Genomic DNA, 19279 nt, shown 5'->3' on the forward strand with positions numbered 1-19279 from the left:
GACGGATGACGAAGGCTCAACCCGACTGGCTCGCGCTCGCGACGCGTTTCGCGCAACTGCCCGACGCGCAGCGCGCGGTCTTCATCGACAAGCTCGGCGCGGCCGGCATCGATTTCCGCGTGCTGCCGATTCCGCCGCGCGCGCCGCGCAGCGAGCGCGTGCCGGCTTCGTTTGCACAGACGCGGCTGTGGTTGCACGCGCGGCTGATCGACGCGCCCGACGCGTATCACATCACCGAGCGCCTCGCGCTGACGGGCCCGCTCGACGTGCACGCGCTGCGTCTCGCGTGCGATGCGCTGATCGCACGTCATGAAGCGCTGCGCACGACCTTCGACGAAGCGCAGGACGGTGTCGCGCAAACGATCCACGCGCCGCTGCGCTGCCCGTGGCGCGAGACCGACCTGGAAGCGTTGCCGGCCGCGCAGCGCGCGGCGCGCGCGGAGGCCGTCGCGACGGCCGACGAAGCCGAGCCGTTCGATCTCGGCACGGCGCCGCTCGTGCGCGCGCACCTGGTGCGCTTCGACGCGACGCATCACTGGCTCGCGCTGACCGTCCATCACATCGTGTCGGACGGCTGGTCGTCCGGCGTGATGCTCGACGAACTCGCGGCGTTCTATCGTGCGTATGCGTCCGACCGGCCGGTGCCGCTCGCGCCGCTGCCGATCCAGTACGCCGACTACGCGCTGTGGCAGCGCCGCTGGCTCGATGCCGGCGAGCGCGACCGTCAGCTCGCGTTCTGGCGCGAGCGCCTCGACCCGCAGCGCGGCGTGCTGACGCTGCCGGGCGCGGCCGCGCGGCCGGCGCGCCGCAGCGCACGCGGCGCGCGTCATGTGTTTTCGCTCGACGCGCGCGTCGGCGCGCAACTGCGCGCGTTTGCGGCCGCATCGGGCGCGACGCCGTTCGCCGTGCTGCTGGCCGCGCTCGATGCGCTGCTCGCGCGCGCGACCGGCGACGCGCGGATCTGCGTCGGCGTGCCGGCCGCGAACCGCGAACGCGCGGAAGTCGCCGGCCTGATCGGCTTCTTCGTCAACACGCTGGCGATCGACGTCGACGTGCCCGCGCACGGCGATTTCTCGTCGCTGGTCGCACGCACGCAGCGCGCGCTCGTCGACGCGCAGATGCACCAGGACGTGCCGTTCGAGCAGGTGGTCGACGCGCTCGGCGTGCCGCGCAGCGCGAGCCATCATCCGCTGTTCCAGGTCATGGCCGCGTATGGCGAGCGGCGCGCGCTGCCGGCGCTCGGCGCGGCGTCGGCCGCGTTGCTGCCGTCCGGCACGCCGTCCGCGAAATTCGACCTGACGCTGTCCGTCGAGGCGACGCCCGACGGCACATTCGACGCCGCTTTCATCTACGCGCTTGACCTGTTCGACGCGGACGCGATCGCGCGGCTGGCCGCGCGATTCGTCACGCTGCTGACCGATGCGCTCGCACGTCCCGACATGCCGGTCGGCGATCTCGACTGGCTGCCCGCCGACGAGCGTGCCCAGCTCTTTGCATGGAACGCGCCGGCCGGCGTGACCGGTGCCGAACCGTTCGTGCCCGTGCATGCGCGTATCGCCGCACATGCGCAAGCGCGGCCGCACGCGCGCGGTGTCGCCGATATCGACCGCGCGCTGACGCGCGGCGAAGTCGATGCACGCGCGGCGCGCCTCGCCCGCCATCTGGTCGCGGCCGGCGTCCGGCCCGAGATGCGCGTCGGCGTCGCGCTGCAGCGCTCGGTCGACCTGCTCGTCGCGCTGATCGCGGTGCTGAAGTCGGGCGCCGCGTTCGTGCCGCTCGATCCCGCGCATCCGCGCGAACGGCTCGCGCAGATCGTCGGCGACGCGAACATCGCGCACGTGCTGACCGACGGCGCGAGCGCCGCGTCGCTGCCCGAACTGCCGGCGCTGCGCGTCTGGCGCGCCGATGCGATCGATGCGCTCGACGAGGCCGGGCACGTGGTGCTGCCGGACGTGCTGCCGGGCCACGCGGCCTATGCGATCTACACGTCGGGCTCGACCGGCAAGCCGAAGGGCGTGATCGTCGACCATGCATCGTTCGCGCTGCATTGCGCCGCGATTGCCGAGCGCTACGGCGCGGGCGAGCGCGACGTGTTCCTGCTGTTCCAGTCGGTGAACTTCGACGGCGCGCATGAAGGGTGGTTTTCGCAATACATGTCGGGCGCCGCCGTGTCGGTGACGGCCGACGTTCTGTGGCCGCCCGCGCAGACCTGCGCGATGATGGTGCGCGACGGCGTGACGATGACCTATGTGCCGCCGGGCTGCGCCGCGCAACTCGCCGAATGGGCGCTCCAGCACGGTGCGCCGCCGACGCTGCGTTCGCTGACCGTCGGCGGCGAGGCGACGTCGCGCGAAGCGTTCGCGATGCTGCGCCGTGCGCTGCCGAACGTGCGCGTGGTCAACGGCTACGGCCCGACCGAGACGGTCATCACGCCGACGCTGTGGATGTTCCGGCCCGGCGACGATCTGGCGAAGCTCGGCGACGCCGCGTACCTGCCGATCGGCACGCTGGTCGGCGCGCGCACCGCGCATGTGCTCGACGCGCGGCTGCATCCGCTGCCGGTCGGCGTGATCGGCGAACTGTATCTGGGTGGCGAGGGGATCGGCGTCGCGCGCGGCTATCTCGACCGTCCGGCACTGACGGCGGAGCGCTTCGTGCCCGACCCGTACGGCGCGGCGGGCGCGCGGCTGTACCGCACCGGCGACCTCGTGCGCCGCCGCGCGGACGGCGTATTCGACTTCATCGGCCGCGTCGACCACCAGGTGAAGCTGCGCGGGCTGCGCATCGAACTCGGCGAAATCGAGGCGCAGCTGGCCGCGCACGATGCGGTGCGCGAAGCGTGCGCGGTCGTGCACGGGCAGGGTGCGCTCGCGCAGCTCGTCGCGTATGTCGAGCTGACCGCCGATGCGCGGGCCGCCGCGCAGCCGGTCGAAGCCGCGACGCTCGATGCGCACCTGCGCCGCACGCTGCCCGATTACATGGTGCCCGCGCAACTGATCGTGCTCGACGCGCTGCCGCGCAACGCGAACAGCAAGGTCGACCGTGGGCGGCTGCCGGCGCCGGTGCGCGTCGAACGCGCGTACGAGGCGCCGCGCGACGGCGACGAAACCGCGCTCGCGGCGATCTGGTGCGACGTGCTGAATCTCGAGCGCGTCGGCCGCGGCGATCACTTCTTCGATCTCGGCGGCCATTCGCTCGCGGCCGTGCGGGTCGCGACACGCGTGGCGGAACGGCTCGGCCGCGACGTGCCGGTACGCGCGCTGTTCGAGGCGCCCGTGCTCGCACAGTACGCGCGGCAGGTAGCCGATGCGCCGCGCGCCGCGCATGCCGGCGCCGCCGCGCCGGGCGTCGCGGTGGCCAAGCCCGACGCGCATGGCGTGTGGCCGCTGTCGCCCGCGCAGCTCGGCCTGTGGTTCCTGTGGCGCGCGCAGCCGGACAGCGCCGCGTACAACATTCCGGTTGCGCTGCGCGTGCGCGGCCCGCTCGACGTCGATGCGCTGCGCGCGGCGTTCGCGGATGCCGCCGCCGTTCATCCGGCATTGCGCGCGCGGCTCGTGGCGCGCAACGGCGCGCTGCCGGGCCAGCGGATCGACGCGGATGTTGGCGTCGAACTGCCCGTGATCGACCTGTCGGCCCAGGCCGATGCGCTTGTCCGAGCCGCCGCACTGACCGACGAGGATGCCCTCGCGCCGTTCGACCTTGCGGCCGATGCGCCGCTGTGGCGTGCCCGCGTGCTGCGGCTCGACACGGACGACCACGTGCTGTCGGTGACGATCCATCACATCGTGTCGGATGGCGAATCGATCGAGCTGTGGCTCGATGCGGTGCGCACGCGTTATGTCGCTCGGGCGCACGGCGACGCGCGGCCGGCGCTGGACGCGATCCAGCCGGCCGCGCCGCTCGTGCTGCCCGCGCCGTGCCATCCGGCCCGCGTCGCGTATTGGCAGGATGCGCTGGCCGATCTGCCGTCGCGCGTGCTGCCGCAGCGTGCGGACGCGCCGGCCCATCCGCAATGGCGAGCGGCCCGTCTCGCATTCGAATTCGATGCGCACCTGATCCGCGCCGCACGCGACGCCGCATCGGCCGCGCACGCCACGTTGCCGATGCTGCTGCACGCGGCGCTCAATACCGCGCTGTTCCGCGTGACGGGCGCGGCCGACCAGCCGGTCGGCGTGCTGGCGTCGACGCGCGCGCTCACCGGCGATGCGGCCCGCGACGCGCTCGGTCTCTTCATCAACTCGGTCGTCGTGCGCACGCGGATCGACCCGGCAGACCGCCGCGCGGACGTGCTCGCGCAGGTGCGCGATACGGCGCTCGCCGCGTATGCGCATGCCGACGTGCCGTTTGCCGACGTCGTCGCCGCGCTGCGCGCACCGCGTGCCGCGCAGGCCAATCCGCTGTTCCAGGTGATGTTCAACTACCTGCGTCCGACCGGCGCGGCCGCGCGCGACTGGGCCGGTCTGTCGCTCGCCGAATTCGACGACGTGCGCCATCGCGTCGTGTTCACGCTGGAGCTGGACGTCGTCGAGCATCCGGACGGGCGCGTCAGCGCTGCGTTCTCGTATGCGGACGAACTGCTCGACCGCGGTTTCGTCGATGCGCTCGTCGATGTCTATCACGATGAAGTTGCCCGCTTCGCCGGTGCGTCGGAAGCGGCGCTCGGCGTGCCGGACGCACGCGACGCCGCGTTCGGCGCGCATGCACACGCGGCAGCACGGGGCCACGCGCCGTCGTCGCATGCGGCGGCGGTGCTGGCGGCCTTGTGGTCCGACACGTTCGCGACCGCCGCACCCGAGCCCGATGCGGACCTGTTCGAAGCCGGCGCGACGTCGTTCGACGTCGTGCGCTTCGTCGACGCGGCCGGCCGTGCCGGTCACGCGCTGACGGTCGCCGACGTGTTCGCGTCGCCGACGCTCGCAGCCCTCGGTGCACGGCTGGATGCGCGTGCGGAAACAGCACAGGAGGCGCGCCATGCTGGCTGAAGTGCGTCCGGACGGATTCACGATGCTCGATACGTACCGCCTCGCATTCGCGGACGGCCTGTTCGCGCTGCGCGACGGCACGGAGATCCGTGTCGCGCAGGGCGACGGCATCGGCGCGCAGCTGCTGCGCGCGCAACTCGGCGACGACGGTGCGCTGCGCCTCGTCGCATACAACCATCGCGCGGCGCCGGCCGACCAGCGGCGCGCGCTGCTGGCGGCGCTGGCCGCGGCGTTTTCGGACAGCGCGCGCCATGCGGCGATCCGGCTCGACCCGGCCGCATGGCCGGCGGTCGCGCTCGATGCGCTGCGCGCGAGCGGCGTGCTCGCCGACGGCGGCCGCTGCATGCGTGACGGCTGGGCGCAACAGGCCGACCTGTGGCTCGTCGGCCCGCATCTGCCGTGCGCGACGCTGCCGATGCTCACCGACGGCCGGCGCCACCCGCGCCGACCGCCCGCGCCGCGCGGCGACGTCTACGCGCGCGACCTGCCGGCGCTCGGCGTGCGCTTCACGCTGCGCGGCTGGCAGCCGGCGGAGGACACCGAGCGGCTCGCGCGCTGGTTCGACGAACCGCGCGTGCGCGACGGCTGGCCGGGTGCGCACCCCGCGCCGCGCGGCACGGACGGCGCGCCAGGCGCCGCCCTCGACGCCGATCCGCACGTGACGCCGCTCGTCGGCTGCTTCGACGGCGAGCCGTTCGCGTATTTCGAAGCGTTCTGGCTGAAGGAAGACGCGCTCGCGTCGCACGTCGCGGCGCGCGACTACGACCGCGGGCTGCGGATGCTGGTCGGCGAGTCGCGCTGGCGCGGCCCGCATTGCGTGGCCGGCTGGTTGCCGTCCGTCGTGCATTACCTGTTTCTCGACGACCCGCGTACCGAAGCGGTCGGCTGTGCCGTTCCGGCCGGCCACGCGCGGGTTGCCGACCATCTCGCGCGGCATGGCTTCGCGCGGCAGCGCCGTCTCGCGCTGGCCGACGCGCAGCCGCTGTGGATGCGCACGCTGCGCGAGACGTTCTTCTCCGGCCGTCACGTCTGACGGGCCGGATTCACCGACAAGGGAGCTGAGACATGCAGAGAGAAACCGTATTCGACCTGATCGGCGTCGGCTTCGGGCCGTCGAATCTGGCGCTGGCCGTGCGCCTCGCGGAGCGCAGCGGCGCGCGCACGTTCGCCCATTGCTTCGTCGAGCGCCAGCCGGAATTCGGCTGGCATCGCGGGATGCTGCTCGACGACTGCCGGATGCAGATTTCGTTTCTGAAGGATCTCGTCACGATGCGCGATCCGAAAAGCCGCTACACGTTCATCAACTACCTGTTCGAGCGCGGCCGGCTGAACGAATTCGTCAACCTGAAGAACTTCTATCCGACCCGCGTCGAATTCCACGACTACCTGAGCTGGGTCGCCGACGCATTCGACGACCGCGTGCACTACAGCGAGACCGTGCTGGCAATCGAGCCGGTACGTGGCGACGGCGCGAAGATCGACGCGCTGCGCGTGCTGTCGCGCGACGCGGCGGGCCACGAGCGCCAGCGCGTCACGCGCGCGCTGTCGGTCGGCGTCGGCGGCACGCCCGCGATTCCGGACGCGTTCGCCGCGCTCGGCCGCGACCGCGTGATCCATTCGTCGTCGTACCTGACCGACATCGACCGGCTCGTCGCATCGCCCGACGGCGAGCGCCGCCGCGTCGCGGTGATCGGCGCGGGGCAGAGCGCGGCCGAGGTGTTCATCGATCTCGCGCGCCGCTTCCCGCATGTCGACGCGAGCCTCGTGATGCGTGCCGGCGCGCTGAAGCCGGCCGACGACAGCCCGTTCGTCAACGAGATCTTCAGTCCCGAGTTCACCGACGTCGTCTATGCGCAGCCGCACGACGCGCGCCGCGCATTGCTCGAGCGCTACCGCGACACCAACTACGCGGTGGTCGACCGGCCGCTGATCGAGCAGATCTACGAAATGCTGTACCTGCAGCGCATCGACGGCACGCCGCGCCATGCACTGCTTGCGAACAGCGCGATCGAGGCCGCGGTGCGCACGGCCGACGGCCGCATCGAGCTGACGCTGCGCGACCGGTTGAGCGGCGCCACCCGCGTCGAGCGCTTCGACGCGCTGGTGCTCGCGACCGGCTACCGCCGCGACACGCACTCGGCCTTGCTCGAAGGGCTGGCGCCGCACCTCGGCGATGCGCTCACGCGCGGCGACGTCACGCGCGATTACCTGCTCGCGACGCCCGCGGACTTCGCGCCGCGCATCTACCTGCAAGGCTGCTGCGAAGACAGCCACGGATTGTCCGACACGCTGCTGTCGGTACTGGCGCGCCGCGCGGACGAAATCTGCGCGTCGCTCGAAGACGGGATCGCGCCCGCCCATGACGAAGGCGCGGCCCGGGCAATGCACGAAAAACGACCGGAAAACGGGGTGAGCGCGGGCCGGATGGCTTTCGCTCTTTGACAAAGGCGCGGTCGGAGACCGCATGAAAAAAGTGGAGCAGAGAAAGATGGAGTGGGCAACAGGCACGCGTTTGCGTGCGATCGCAGCCGCGGCGAGCGTGGCGTTCGGTACGGCGGCGGCAGGGCACGCATACGCCCAGACGGCGCCGGCCGTGAACGCGGGCGTCGCGGCGTCGGCCAGCAGTGCACAGAACGGCGCGGCGGCCGGTTCGTCGACCAGCGCGCAGAACGGCACGCTGCCGGCGATCACCGTCAACGCGGCCTCGGCCGGCGACGGCACGGTCGGGCTCGTCGCGAAGCGCAGCCGGTCCGGTACCAAGACCGACACGCCGATCAACGAGATCCCGCAGACGATCAACGTCGTCACCGCGCAGCAGATCGAGATGACCGGCGCGACCGACGTGAACGCGGCGCTGCGCTACGTGCCGGGCTTCTCGTCGTACGGTTCGGACAACCGTTCGGACTGGTATGCGGCGCTGCGCGGCTTTACGCCGACGGCCTACGTGAACGGCCTGCAGGTGCCGAACACGATCAACCTCGCCAGCTGGCGTGTCGATCCGTACATGATCGACAGCATCAGCGTGCTGCGCGGGCCGACCTCGGTACTGTACGGCGCGGGCGACCCGGGCGCGATCATCGACGTGCAGACCAAGCTCGCCGACGGCGAGCGCGTGCGCGAGGCCGGGGTGCAAATCGGCAACTACGCGCGCAAGCAGTTCATGATCGACGTCGGCGACAAGCTCGACCCGGACGGCAAGTACGCGTACCGGTTCGTCGGCGTCGCGCGCGACGGCAACGCGCTGACCGGTCCGAACAACGACCAGCGCGTCGCGCTCGCGCCGTCGTTCCGCTGGCGCCCGGACGCGGATACGTCGCTGACGCTGTCCGCGACGTACCTGCAGGACTGGGGCGACATCTCGTCGAACTTCGTCCCGGCGGTGGGCACGGTGCTGCCGAACCCGAACGGGCAAATCAACAAGGACGTCTACGAAGGCGACCCGAACTTCAACTACTACCGCAAGAAGCAGTGGTCGGTCGGCTACCAGTTCGAACGAAACCTGACGCCGGCGTGGACGTTCCGCCAGAACACGCGCCTGATGCACCTGTCGCTCGACAACGGTTCGGTGTTCGGCAACGGCTTCGTCGACGGCAGCACGACCGACGTGTCGCGCTGGGCCGGCGTGTTCCAGATGAACTACAGCCGCTTCGACATCGACAACAACCTGGAAGGCCGGTTTGCAACGGGCCCGCTCCAGCACACGCTGCTGCTCGGCTTCCAGTACAACCGCCAGACCGCGACCGACAGCGAATGGCTCGCCGCCGCGTCGCCGCTGAACATCTACAACCCGGTCTATACGCCAGTCACGCTGTCGGTGTTCTCGAATCCGGACACCACGTTCCGTACGAACACGTACACGACGATGAACACGTTCGGCCTGTACGCGCAGGACCAGATCAAGTGGAACCGCTGGACGCTGACGCTCGGCGGCCGCGAGGACTGGGTCAACATGCGGATGGACGACCGCGCGGGCGGCACGTCGACGAAGGCGGACGTCACGGCATTCACCGGCCGCGTCGGCCTCACGTACCAGGGCGATTACGGGCTGTCGCCGTACGTCAGCTACGCGACGTCGTTCAATCCGCTGATCGGCGTGAACCTGGTCGGCGGCGGCTTGCCGCAGCCGACGCGCGGCAAGCAGATCGAGGCCGGCCTGCGCTGGCAGCCGCCCGGCAAGAACCTGATGCTGAACGCGGCGATCTACCAGATCAACCAGACCAACGTGCTCACGTCGGCGTTGCCGGGCCAGGACCCGACGGGCACGAAGTCGGTGCAGACCGGCGAAGTGCGTTCGCGCGGGATCGAGCTGAGCGCGACCGGCAAGGTCACGCGCAACCTGTCGGTGATCGCGTCGTACGTCTACCAGGACGTGAAGAACGTGCAGGCCAACGACGTGTCGCTGAACAACTGGCCGGTCGACATTCCGCGGCCGCGCCAGATGGCGTCGCTGTGGACCGACTGGACGTGGCACACGGGGCCGCTCGCGGGCTTCGGCCTCGGCGGCGGCATCCGCTACCAGAGCGCGTCGGCCGGTGCGGCGGACAACTCGCTGACGGTGTCGAGCGTCACCCTGTTCGACGCGGGGCTGCATTACGACGTGCGTAACTGGCGCTTCGCCGTGAACGGGACGAACCTGTTCAACCGCCATTACATCAGCGGTTGCCAGTCGTACAACGTCTGCGTGTTCGGAACCGACCGCACGGTGATCGCGACCGCGAAATACAACTGGTGACGTTGCGCGCCGCGGCCCGCCGGCCGGCCTTCGCGGCCGGCGCGGGCGGGCCGCGGCGCCTTCGTCCGCTTTTCCTCGACGCATCCATGCCGAAAAAAAATCTCGTCTACATCCAGTCGCTGCGCAACGGCGCGGCCGATCGCGCCGGCCAGCCGGTCGCTTATCGGGGCGGCACGCGCTACATGAAGGCGCCGCTCGAATTCCTCGTCGAACGCCTGAACGATTCGCCGCTCGGCGAGCGCTACACGCTCAAGGGCGTGATCGTCGACGACGACGAAGGCTCGCCGGCCGACCGCGCGAAAGTGGCCGACTACGGCTTCGCGCGCACGCCGGGCCGCCCGTGGATCCTGCCGGAGGGGTTGACGGTGCAGGGCACGCCGGTCGACGCGCTGTTCAGCGCGATTCCGTCGACGTACCGGCGGCTGCCGCGCGACGCGCGCGAGCGTGTGGCCGGCAAACAGGCGTTCGAGCGCCGCCTGCTCGAGCGCCTGCTCGACCTCGACGCCGACATCGTCGTGCTCGACGGGCTGCTCGTGATCCTCGACGAGCTCGTGCGGCCGGGCGCGCGCTTTCACCGGCGCATCGCGAACATCCACCCCGGCATCACGGCCGACGATTCGCCGTACCAGCGGCGCGGCGCGTGGGCGACGCTCGATGCGCTGCACGGCGCGCGCGGCGAACGGGTCGACTGGGCGAGCGGTACGACGTCGTCCGTCGAGCCCGTGACGATGACGGGCGCGTCGTTTCACTACGTCGACAACGGCATCGATTCCGGCGAGGTGATCTGCGACGTGCTCGACACGCCGATCGCGCCGGACGACACGATTCTCGAACTGCGCTGGAACAACTTCCAGCGCAGCCTGTTCCCGGCGCTCGAGCGGGGGCTGCATGTCCTCGCCGACCGCCACGACGCGGGAGTACTGTGATGGAAGACACGCTGACGAAACCGGCCGGTGCCGCCGACGCCGTCGCAGGCGAAGTGGCTGCCGCGCTCGACGGCGCCGCGCAGGGGCAGGCCGTGGCGGTCGTCGAGCACACGCTCGACGCCTGGCGGCCCGACGGTGCGCCGGACGAGCTGCTCGCGGCGTTCGTCGCGCTGTTCAACACCGACACGCGGTACGACATCGCGACGATCTCGGTGCCGCTCGCCGGCGCGGAGGCGGCAGCCGTCGAGTCGTACGTCGCGCGCGCGGTGCGCGAGGGCGTGATCGACGGCGCGCAGGTCGTGGGCGACACGCTGCGGCTCACCGTGTCGCGCACGACGTTCTGGCAGAACCCGCGGCCGTGGCTGAAGGCGCCCGCGTCGGGCGGGATGCCGCTGCGCTACGCGATCACGAACGGCCACCGGCATCCGGTGCGCCCGCCGTCGCCGGCCGGCGAGATCTATGCGCGCTACATGCCGCAGGTCGGGATGACCTTCAGCCTGCGCACCGTCGACGTCGACGCGCATGCGGACCTGTTCAGCGGCTGGATGAACCTCGATCGGGTCGCGCATTTCTGGGACCAGCGCGGCACGCGCGACGAGCACGCGGCCTACCTTGCCGAGCGGCTCGCCGATCCGCACATGCACCCGATGATCGGTTATTTCGACGATACGCCGTTCGGCTATTTCGAGTTCTACTGGGCGAAGGAGGACCGCCTCGCGCCGTTCTACGACGCGCACGACTACGACCGCGGCTTGCACCTGCTGATCGGCGACTCGCGCTTCCAGAGCGCCGGCAAGCTGCATGCGTGGTGGAGCGGGGTGCTGCACTACATGTTCGTCGACGAACCGCGCACGCAGCGGCTCGTCGGCGAGCCGCGCGTCGATCACGTGCGGCACATCGCGTACATGCACCGGCTCGGGTTCTACACGCTGAAGGAATTCGATTTCCCGCACAAGCGCGCGGCGCTCACGGTGATCGAGCGCGATACGTTCTTTGACACTTTCCGCTTGCCGTGACGGCACGGGCGCGCGGCGTCGGCACGCGCACGGGCCGCGCATCGAAGCGCCGGGTTGCGCGGCCGAACGCAGGGCAGGCTTCGTCGAGAAGGTGCTGTTTCGACCTCGGGAGCGTGGTGTTCTTGCGCATCAGGAAGGATCGCTTGTTCACTTTTGCATCAGCGCACACAAAAAACGTACAAGCGTCAAAAAGTGAACAGGATTTCGCCAGCCTTTGATGTAAAGGCACTATTTTCTCTACATGAGCGGCCACGCTTTCCTCTCATACGAACCATCGATGTGAAGCGCGCAGTTTTGCGTGTCGACGGCACGCCGGGCAGTCGTCCGGATGGTCGGGCCCCTGCGGCGCGAGTCGTGCCCGCATCCGGCAACTCCAGGTTGCCACCGCGACGACTTTCCGTCTGTCCGGTTGCCGTCGAATCGACTATCGTTGCCTGCATGTTCCGCACCGTACTTCAGGAGACGACACCGTGACGCACAGCGTGATCCCAGCAGGCCTGGCCGACGAAATGATCCAGATCCGGCACCGCATTCATGCCCACCCCGAACTGGGTTTCGAGGAATTCGCGACGAGCGACCTCGTCGCGGAGCAGTTGCAGTCGTGGGGTTATACGGTGCATCGCGGGCTCGGCGGAACCGGCGTCGTCGGGCAGTTGAAGGTGGGCGATGGCGCGCGGCGCCTCGGCCTGCGCGCCGACATGGACGCGCTGCCGATCCACGAGGCGACCGGGCTGCCGTACCAGAGCACGATCGCCGGCAAGATGCATGCGTGCGGCCACGACGGCCACACGGCGATGCTGCTCGCGGCCGCGAAGCATCTCGCCCGCGAGCGCCGTTTCTCGGGCACGCTGAACCTGATTTTCCAGCCGGCCGAGGAAGGGCTCGGCGGCGCGAAGAAGATGCTCGACGAAGGGCTGTTCGAGCAGTTCCCGTGCGATGCGATCTTCGCGATGCACAACATGCCGGGCTTCCCCACCGGCCAATTCGGTTTCCTGCCGGGGCCGTTCATGGCGTCGTCGGATACCGTCGTCATCGACGTGCAAGGCCGCGGCGGCCACGGCGCGGTGCCGCACAAGGCGATCGATCCCGTCGTCGTGTGCGCGCAGATCGTGCTGGCGCTGCAGACGATCGTGTCGCGCAACGTATCGCCGCTCGACATGGCGATCGTCACGGTCGGCGCGATTCACGCAGGCGACGCGCCGAACGTGATTCCCGATCGCGCGCAGATGCGCCTGTCGGTGCGCGCGCTGAAGCCCGACGTGCGCGACCTGCTCGAAACGCGCATCAAGGAAGTCGTCCACGCGCAGGCCGCCGTGTTCGGCGCGACCGCGACGATCGACTACCAGCGCCGCTACCCGGTGCTCGTCAACGACGCGGAAATGACGGCGTTCGCGCGCGGCGTGGCGCGCGAGTGGGTCGGCGATGCAAACCTGATCGACGGGATGGTGCCGCTCACCGGCAGCGAGGATTTCGCGTTCCTGCTCGAAAAGCGGCCGGGCTGCTACCTGATCATCGGCAACGGCGACGGGGAGGGCGGCTGCATGGTGCACAACCCGGGCTACGACTTCAACGACGCGGCGCTGCCGACCGGCGCGTCGTACTGGGTCAAGCTGGCCGAGGCGTTTCTGGTATGACGCGGTTTCGCGAACGTCGTCGTTGCCGGGCTCGCATGAGCTTTTCCGGCCGCGACGGATGTGCTCGGATTTGACGCTCCTTGACATCGGCGGGACAGGTCGCGTGCTACGCTGCGCGCGACGCCGGATCGGCTCGATGAATACAGGTGTGAATGACATGCGAAAACAGCTTCTGACCGTGCTGACGGCCTGTGCGGTGGGCGTTCTGGCGGCCGGGTGTGACGACCAGAAGGTGGCGGACGCGGTGAATTCGATCAAGCCCGACCCGCTCGCGTTCGGCAAACTGCAGCCGGGTGTCTCGACGACCGAGGACGTGCTCCGCCAGGCGGGCAAGCCCGAGATGGTCAGGCAGGGCGACGACGGCTCGCAGCGCTTCGAGTACCCGCGCGGCCCGTACGGCACGCGTACCTACATGCTCGATTTCGGGCCGGACGGCCGGCTCGTGTCGATCACGCAGGCGCTGACCGCGGCCAACATCGCGAAGGTCGTGCCCGGCATGTCGAAGGACGACGTGCGGCAACTGCTCGGCAAACCGACCGAAGTCGCGCAATACGCGTTGAGCCATGAAGAGGTGTGGAGCTGGCACTGGGCCGAGGGCGGCGTATCGGGCGACGCGATGTTCAACGCGCATTTCTCGCCCGACGGCACCGTGATCCGGACGTCGCGCTCGGAGGCGCCGGGGCGCGAAAAGCCCTGACGTCGCGGCACGCACGCAGGCTGTTCCGTCAGAATGCCGTGCCGCCGAACAGGGCCGCCGCCATCTCCGGATTCGACGGCCAGTACATGTGCATGTACGTCGCGACGATCGCGCCGCAGCGGTAGACGGCTTCGCCGCTGCCCGGCGCGCCGTCGGGGCGCGCGGCGCTCGCCACCGGCACCAGCGGCGTCGCGAACCGCGAATAGTGGAACGTATGGCCGCGCATCGGCCCGTTGCGCGTCTCGAGTTGCTGCATGCCGAGCGCCGCGAACCGGCGCTGCATCGTCGCATGACCCGGCAACACGCCCAGCATCGGCGTCGTCACGCCGTCCACGTCGGTCAGCGATTCGCACAGATACACCATCCCTCCGCATTCCGCGACGATCGGCCGGCCGGCCGCCGCGTGCGTGCGAATCGTCCGCGCGGTCCCGGCATTCGCCGCGAGCGTCGCCGCATGCAGTTCCGGATAACCGCCCGGCAGGAACAGCGCGTCGCAATCGTCGGGCACCGGTTCGTCGGCGAGTGGCGAGAAGAACCGCACCGCCGCACCGAGCGCATCCAGCAGCGCGAGGTTCGCCGGATAGATGAACGAGAACGCCGCATCGCGTGCGACGGCGATCCGCTTGCCCGCAAGCGCGCGCGGCAGCGGCGCCGCGGCGTCCGGTGCCGCGAACGCGACGGCCGGCGGCAATTCGGCGAGCGCCGTCCGCACGAGCACGTCGGCCGCGCGCTCGAGCCGCGCATCGAGATCGTCGATGTCGGCCGGTTGATGCAGGCCGAGATGCCGCTCCGGCAGCGTGATGCCCGCATCGGCCGGCACGTGTCCGAGCCAGCGGAGGTCGCCGGGCAGCGCCTGCTGCAGCAGTTCCGCATGCCGCGCGGAGCCGACGCGGTTTGCCAGCACGCCGTGAAACGGCAGTGCCGGCCTGAACCGGGCGAGCCCGAACGCGATCGCCGCGAACGTCTGCGCCATCGCCTTCGCCGAAATCACCGCGACGACCGGGACGCCGAACGCGGCCGCGAGATCGGCGCTGCTCGGCGTGCCGTCGAACAGCCCCATCACGCCTTCGATCAGGATCAGATCCGCGTCGCGCGCGGCATCGGCGAGCAGCGCGCGGCAGCCGGTTTCGCCGACCATCCCGAGATCGAGCGTATGCACGGGCGCGCCGCTCGCGCGCTCGAGCAGCATCGGATCGAGAAAGTCGGGCCCGGTCTTGAACACGCGCACGCGGCGGCCCAGCCGGCGGTGCAGCCGTGCAAGACCGGCCGTCACCGACGTCTTGCCCTGGCCCGACGCGGGTGCGCTGACGAACAGCGCGGGGCAGGCCGGCACGCTCAGAACTCCACGCCGCGCTGCGCCTTCACGCCTTGCTCCTTGTACGGGTGCTTGACGAGCCGCATTTCGGTGACGAGATCGGCCGCGTCGATCAGCGCATCGGGCGCGTGCCGCCCCGTGACGACGACGTGCACCGAAGCGGGACGCGCGACGAGCGTCGCGAGCACTTCGTCGAGCGGCAGGTATTCATACTTCAGCACGGTGTTCAGCTCGTCGAGGATCACCATCCGGTAGTCGCCGCTCTCGATCATCCGGCGCGCCTCGTTCCAGCCCTTGCGCGCGGTCGCGATATCGGCGTCGCGGTTCTGCGTGTTCCACGTATAGCCGTCGCCCATCGTCACGAAATCGCATTCCGCGACCGCGCCGAGAAAGTCGCGCTCGGACGTATGCAGCGCGCCCTTGATGAACTGCACGACGCCGAGCCGCATGCCGTGGCCGAGCACGCGCACGGCCATGCCGAACGCAGCCGTGCTCTTGCCCTTGCCGTTGCCGGTATTGACGATCAGCAGGCCCTTTTCCAGGGTGGCGGCGGCCTGCTTCTTCTCGTGGCCGGCGCGGCGGCGTTCGGTCATTCGCTGATGGGATTCGGCATCGGTCTTCATCGGAAATCGTCCTGTCGAAAGCGAAACAAAGGGTTCAGAGCGGGCCGGCGAGGGCAACCGTCACGCCGTCCCGGATGGATTTGGGGCCCAGCAGCCTGCCATGCGGCGCCGCGAGCTGCGCGCAGGGTTCGGCCACGCCCGCCACCCCGAAGCGCGCCAGCGCGGCGTCCGACGGGCCGCTCGCGGCCAGTTCGGGACGGCTCGCCAACTGCGCCGCGTCGAACGCGACGAGCGGCCAGCCGCGGCGCGCGCACAGCATGCGCAGCGCCCGCGCACACGCCTTGTCGGCGAGCGTCGCGACGAGCGCCGGTTCGGCGGCCGGGTAACGCGCCAGCGCCGCCCGGATCGCGGCATCGAGCTGCGCGGCCGTGACGCCCGCGCGAAAACCGATGCCGAGCGCGACGCGCATCATGCGCGGCCGCCGAGCGCCGCACGCACGGCCGGATCGTCGGCAAGCGCCGCGACGCGGCCGATCACGACGATGGCCGGTGAACCGATGCCGGTTGCGCCGACGCGTTCGACGAGCGTGTCGAGCGTCGCGAGGACCTGCCGCTGCTCGGGGCGGGTCGCATGCTCGATCGCCGCGCACGGCGTATCGCCGGGCAGGCCGCCGCCGCGCAGCGCGGCGGTGATCGCGTCGAGCCGGCGAATGCCCATGTAGATCACGATCGTCATGCGCGTGGCCGCCAGCGCGTGCCAGTCGGGCTCGTCGGCGCCCGCGCCGTGGCCCGTGACGAAGATCACGCCCTGTGCGGCGCCGCGCTGCGTGACCGGGATGCCGAGCGCGGCCGGCGCGGCAATGCCTGCGGTGATGCCGTTCACGATCTCGACCGCAAAACCCGCCGCGCCCAGCGCGGCCAGTTCCTCGCCGCCGCGGCCGAACACGAATGGATCGCCGCCCTTGAGCCGCGCGACGCTGCGGCCCGCCCGCAAGTGCGCGACGATCGCTTCCTGCGGCGTCGACGCATGGCCGCCGCGCTTGCCGACGTGCTCGACCTGCGCGTCGGCGCGTGCATGGCGCAGCACGTCGGGATTCACGAGATCGTCGACGAGCAGCACGTCGGCCGCGCCGATCGCACGCACGGCCTTGAGCGTCAGCAGGTCCGCATCGCCGGGGCCGGCGCCGATGAGCCACGCGCGGCTCATCGCACGCGGCACGGCACGCACCGTGTCGAAACAGTGGAAAGGAACAGGCGGGCGGCACATCGGCGGCCGGCGGGCAGGCAGTGCATGACGGATCGGACGAAGCCCGCGCGGACGCGGGCGGAATGCGCACCCCATCCGTCCCCCGCGGATCGGGCGTTCGGCGAGCATCGGGCTCGCCCCTTGCGTCGGCCGGTATCCGGGCTGGCCGCTTGCCAGGCCGCAGCCTTCCCGCCCGGTGAAGGGCAGTGGCATCGCGGGCGGCCTGGGCGCGTGCGCGGGGAGCGCGGCGCGCGGGCGGCGTACCGTTGCGGGGACAGCACAGGCCGGGCGGTCGTCCGCCTCCTGTTTCCCGTTTAACTGCATGCGCGGAATGCGCATGCGAGCACCGAACGCGGCGCATACGATAGCACAGCGGTTCGCCCGCGCGAACCGGCCACGGCCGGCCTCCGGCACGGTGCGCCGGCGGTGCGCAACGCAGTCCGGCGCCCCGTGCCGCCTTGACGCTCCCGGCCCCGCCGCCTACACTCGCACGCGTTTTGGTGCTCGCGCGTGCCGCTCCGGCGCGCGCAGTTAAACGGGAAACAGGGAGCCTGCCTGCACCGCAGTCGAGCCAACCTGTGCTGCCCCCGCAACGGTAAGCGAACGTGTCGCGCGCGAGCGCGATGCAGCGCCGCTTCGCCGCCTGCCGCGTGCAGGCGGACGACCGCCACTGGATGCCGCGCGCATCCGGGAAGGCGAAGCGGCGTGTTCGCCAGCCCGGATACCGGCCTAAACGTTGGGGTTCAGCGCCGCGGGGAGGCGGCGCATCGTCCACGGCCGCAGCAGGCCCGACGCCCGGGGTGTTCCGCTTCCTCCGCCGATCTGCCCCCCGCGCGAACGCGCCGGGCCGAGACGGCGAACGGCAGGCGGCGCGGGCAGGGCCGGCGGCAGCCGTGTTGGCATTCACGATGTCGACCGTTCGCAAGGAAGCACCATGTCCGATTCGTTGTTCCGCCCGTCGCGCGGTTGTTCGCGCGGATCGCGCGGCGGTCTGCCTGCGCGTCGCCCGATGAATGGCCTCGCCGCCGCCAACGCGACGATCCCGTCCTGATTCCCTCTTCGACACCGGACCTACCATGACCCTACGCAAGCTTCCCGTCACGATCGTCACGGGCTTTCTCGGCAGCGGCAAGACGACGCTGATGCGCCACATCCTGCAGCACGCCGCGGGCCGCCGCATCGCGGTGATCGTCAACGAATTCGGCGAGCTCGGCATCGACGGCGAGATCCTCAAGGGCTGCGGCATCGGCTGCGAGGACGCCGACGGCGCGCAGGGCGAAGCGTCGGGCCAGCTGTACGAACTCGCGAACGGCTGCCTGTGCTGCACCGTGCAGGAAGAGTTCTACCCGGTGATGGAGGCGCTCGTCGAACGGCGCGCGGACATCGACCACGTGCTGATCGAGACATCGGGCCTCGCGCTGCCGAAGCCACTCGTGCAGGCGTTCAACTGGCCGACGATCCGCAACAGCTTCACGGTCGACGCGGTCGTGACCGTGGTCGACGGGCCGGCCGCCGCGAGCGGCCAGTTCGCGGAAAACCCGCAGGCCGTCGACGCGCAGCGCCGCGCCGATCCGAATCTCGACCACGAATCGCCGCTGCACGAACTGTTCGCCGATCAGCTGTCGTCGGCCGATCTGGTGATTGTGAACAAGGCCGATCTGGTCGGCGACGCGGAATTCGCCCGGATCGAAACCGCGATCCGCGACGAGATTCCGCCGCAGGTGAAGATCGTGCGCGCGACGCGCGGCGAGCTCGATCTCGCGATGCTGCTCGGCCTCGAATCGGCATCGGAAGAAACGATCCACCTGCGTCACGATCATCACGGCTCGGCCGACGACGGTGATCACGATCACCATCACGACGATTTCGACTCGGTGGTCGTGTCCGGCGACGCCGGCACGCGCGAGGCGACGATCGCCGCGCTGCAGCGCGTGGTCGAAGCGCACACGATCTACCGCGCGAAAGGGTTCGCCGCGCTGCCCGGCGCGCCGATGCGGCTCGTGATCCAGGGCGTCGGCCGCCGCTTCGACAGCTATTTCGACCGACGCTGGCAGGACGGCGAAACGCGCGCGAGCCGCTTCGTGCTGATCGGCGAGGATCTCGACGCGGCCGCGCTGCAACGCGCGTTCGACGCCGCGTGCGCGGCCGAGCCGCAACAGGCGTAACGCA

The 19279-nt window shown here is 70.5% G+C and carries 13 protein-coding genes and 2 riboswitches; of the genes, 9 read left to right on the forward strand and 4 right to left on the reverse strand.

Annotation, left to right across the window (positions count from 1 at the left end):
* Positions 1-5 precede the first annotated feature (5 nt).
* The 8 genes from AC1VVG_RS08480 to bamE all read left to right on the forward strand — a co-directional run bounded on the left by AC1VVG_RS08480 (position 6) and on the right by bamE (position 13987).
* Positions 6-4982, forward strand: a complete 4977-nt coding sequence (locus tag AC1VVG_RS08480) for an amino acid adenylation domain-containing protein (protein ID WP_482835486.1) — start codon at positions 6-8, stop codon at positions 4980-4982.
* Positions 4972-6015, forward strand: a complete 1044-nt coding sequence (locus AC1VVG_RS08485; RefSeq protein WP_482835487.1) for a GNAT family N-acetyltransferase — start codon at positions 4972-4974, stop codon at positions 6013-6015. The genes AC1VVG_RS08480 and AC1VVG_RS08485 overlap by 11 nt, the downstream gene beginning before the upstream one ends.
* A 32-nt stretch (positions 6016-6047) precedes the next feature.
* The gene (locus tag AC1VVG_RS08490; protein ID WP_059557730.1) at positions 6048-7424 is read left to right on the forward strand and encodes a lysine N(6)-hydroxylase/L-ornithine N(5)-oxygenase family protein; all 1377 of its coding nucleotides are present in this window, start codon (positions 6048-6050) and stop codon (positions 7422-7424) included.
* 46 nt (positions 7425-7470) lie between these two features.
* Positions 7471-9714, forward strand: coding sequence for a TonB-dependent siderophore receptor (locus AC1VVG_RS08495; protein WP_482835894.1), 2244 nt, complete (start codon positions 7471-7473; stop codon positions 9712-9714).
* Between the two features lie 86 nt (positions 9715-9800).
* Positions 9801-10640: a formyl transferase gene (locus AC1VVG_RS08500; protein WP_034187026.1), complete on the forward strand. Its 840-nt coding sequence runs from the start codon at positions 9801-9803 to the stop codon at positions 10638-10640.
* Positions 10640-11656 carry a GNAT family N-acetyltransferase gene (locus AC1VVG_RS08505; RefSeq protein ID WP_124607952.1) on the forward strand — a complete coding sequence of 339 codons (1017 nt, stop codon included), beginning with the start codon at positions 10640-10642 and terminating at the stop codon, positions 11654-11656. The genes AC1VVG_RS08500 and AC1VVG_RS08505 overlap by 1 nt, the downstream gene beginning before the upstream one ends.
* Before the next feature lie 470 nt (positions 11657-12126).
* Positions 12127-13290, forward strand: a complete 1164-nt coding sequence (locus AC1VVG_RS08510; RefSeq protein ID WP_034186914.1) for a M20 aminoacylase family protein — start codon at positions 12127-12129, stop codon at positions 13288-13290.
* A gap of 157 nt (positions 13291-13447) precedes the next feature.
* Positions 13448-13987 (forward strand): outer membrane protein assembly factor BamE domain-containing protein, encoded by a 540-nt coding sequence (gene bamE / locus AC1VVG_RS08515; RefSeq protein ID WP_034186913.1) that lies wholly within the window; start codon positions 13448-13450, stop codon positions 13985-13987.
* Positions 13988-14015: 28 nt separating this feature from the next.
* Here bamE and AC1VVG_RS08520 read toward each other — a convergent pair whose 3' ends face one another.
* From AC1VVG_RS08520 to cobA, 4 genes are read right to left on the reverse strand one after another with little or no spacing between them, the layout of a single operon-like run.
* Entirely contained in the window at positions 14016-15320 is a 1305-nt protein-coding gene (locus AC1VVG_RS08520; protein ID WP_482835488.1) for a cobyrinic acid a,c-diamide synthase CobB, read from the reverse strand.
* A gap of 2 nt (positions 15321-15322) precedes the next feature.
* A complete protein-coding gene (cobO, locus tag AC1VVG_RS08525; RefSeq protein ID WP_482835489.1) occupies positions 15323-15925 on the reverse strand; it encodes a cob(I)yrinic acid a,c-diamide adenosyltransferase in 603 nt (200 codons plus the stop codon).
* A 34-nt stretch (positions 15926-15959) separates the two neighbouring features.
* Entirely contained in the window at positions 15960-16337 is a 378-nt protein-coding gene (locus tag AC1VVG_RS08530) for a cobalamin biosynthesis protein (RefSeq protein WP_059557720.1), read from the reverse strand.
* Positions 16334-17131, reverse strand: coding sequence for a uroporphyrinogen-III C-methyltransferase (gene cobA, locus AC1VVG_RS08535; protein WP_482835490.1), 798 nt, complete (start codon positions 17129-17131; stop codon positions 16334-16336). The genes AC1VVG_RS08530 and cobA overlap by 4 nt, the downstream gene beginning before the upstream one ends.
* Before the next feature lie 110 nt (positions 17132-17241).
* Positions 17242-17477, reverse strand: a riboswitch (cobalamin riboswitch).
* A gap of 114 nt (positions 17478-17591) precedes the next feature.
* A riboswitch (cobalamin riboswitch) is annotated at positions 17592-17857 on the forward strand.
* Positions 17858-18186: 329 nt separating this feature from the next.
* On the opposite strand from cobA, the gene cobW reads away from it, so the two are divergent.
* Positions 18187-19275: a cobalamin biosynthesis protein CobW gene (cobW, locus tag AC1VVG_RS08540; protein ID WP_034186908.1), complete on the forward strand. Its 1089-nt coding sequence runs from the start codon at positions 18187-18189 to the stop codon at positions 19273-19275.
* The last annotated feature ends 4 nt before the right edge of the window (positions 19276-19279 follow it).

The sequence above is a fragment of the Burkholderia sp. L-4 genome, assembly GCF_056856535.1.

Bases quoted from the DNA above. Each gene is read 5' to 3' on its own strand.
- AC1VVG_RS08480 (WP_482835486.1), top strand. From the start codon at position 6: ATGACGAAGGCTCAACCCGACTGGCTCGCGCTCGCGACGCGTTTCGCG.
- AC1VVG_RS08485 (WP_482835487.1), top strand. From the start codon at position 4,972: ATGCTGGCTGAAGTGCGTCCGGACGGATTCACGATGCTCGATACGTAC.
- AC1VVG_RS08490 (WP_059557730.1), top strand. From the start codon at position 6,048: ATGCAGAGAGAAACCGTATTCGACCTGATCGGCGTCGGCTTCGGGCCG.
- AC1VVG_RS08495 (WP_482835894.1), top strand. From the start codon at position 7,471: ATGGAGTGGGCAACAGGCACGCGTTTGCGTGCGATCGCAGCCGCGGCG.
- AC1VVG_RS08500 (WP_034187026.1), top strand. From the start codon at position 9,801: ATGCCGAAAAAAAATCTCGTCTACATCCAGTCGCTGCGCAACGGCGCG.
- AC1VVG_RS08505 (WP_124607952.1), top strand. From the start codon at position 10,640: ATGGAAGACACGCTGACGAAACCGGCCGGTGCCGCCGACGCCGTCGCA.
- bamE (WP_034186913.1), top strand. From the start codon at position 13,448: ATGCGAAAACAGCTTCTGACCGTGCTGACGGCCTGTGCGGTGGGCGTT.
- cobO (WP_482835489.1), bottom strand. From the start codon at position 15,925: ATGAAGACCGATGCCGAATCCCATCAGCGAATGACCGAACGCCGCCGC.
- AC1VVG_RS08530 (WP_059557720.1), bottom strand. From the start codon at position 16,337: ATGATGCGCGTCGCGCTCGGCATCGGTTTTCGCGCGGGCGTCACGGCC.
- cobA (WP_482835490.1), bottom strand. From the start codon at position 17,131: ATGTGCCGCCCGCCTGTTCCTTTCCACTGTTTCGACACGGTGCGTGCC.
- cobW (WP_034186908.1), top strand. From the start codon at position 18,187: ATGACCCTACGCAAGCTTCCCGTCACGATCGTCACGGGCTTTCTCGGC.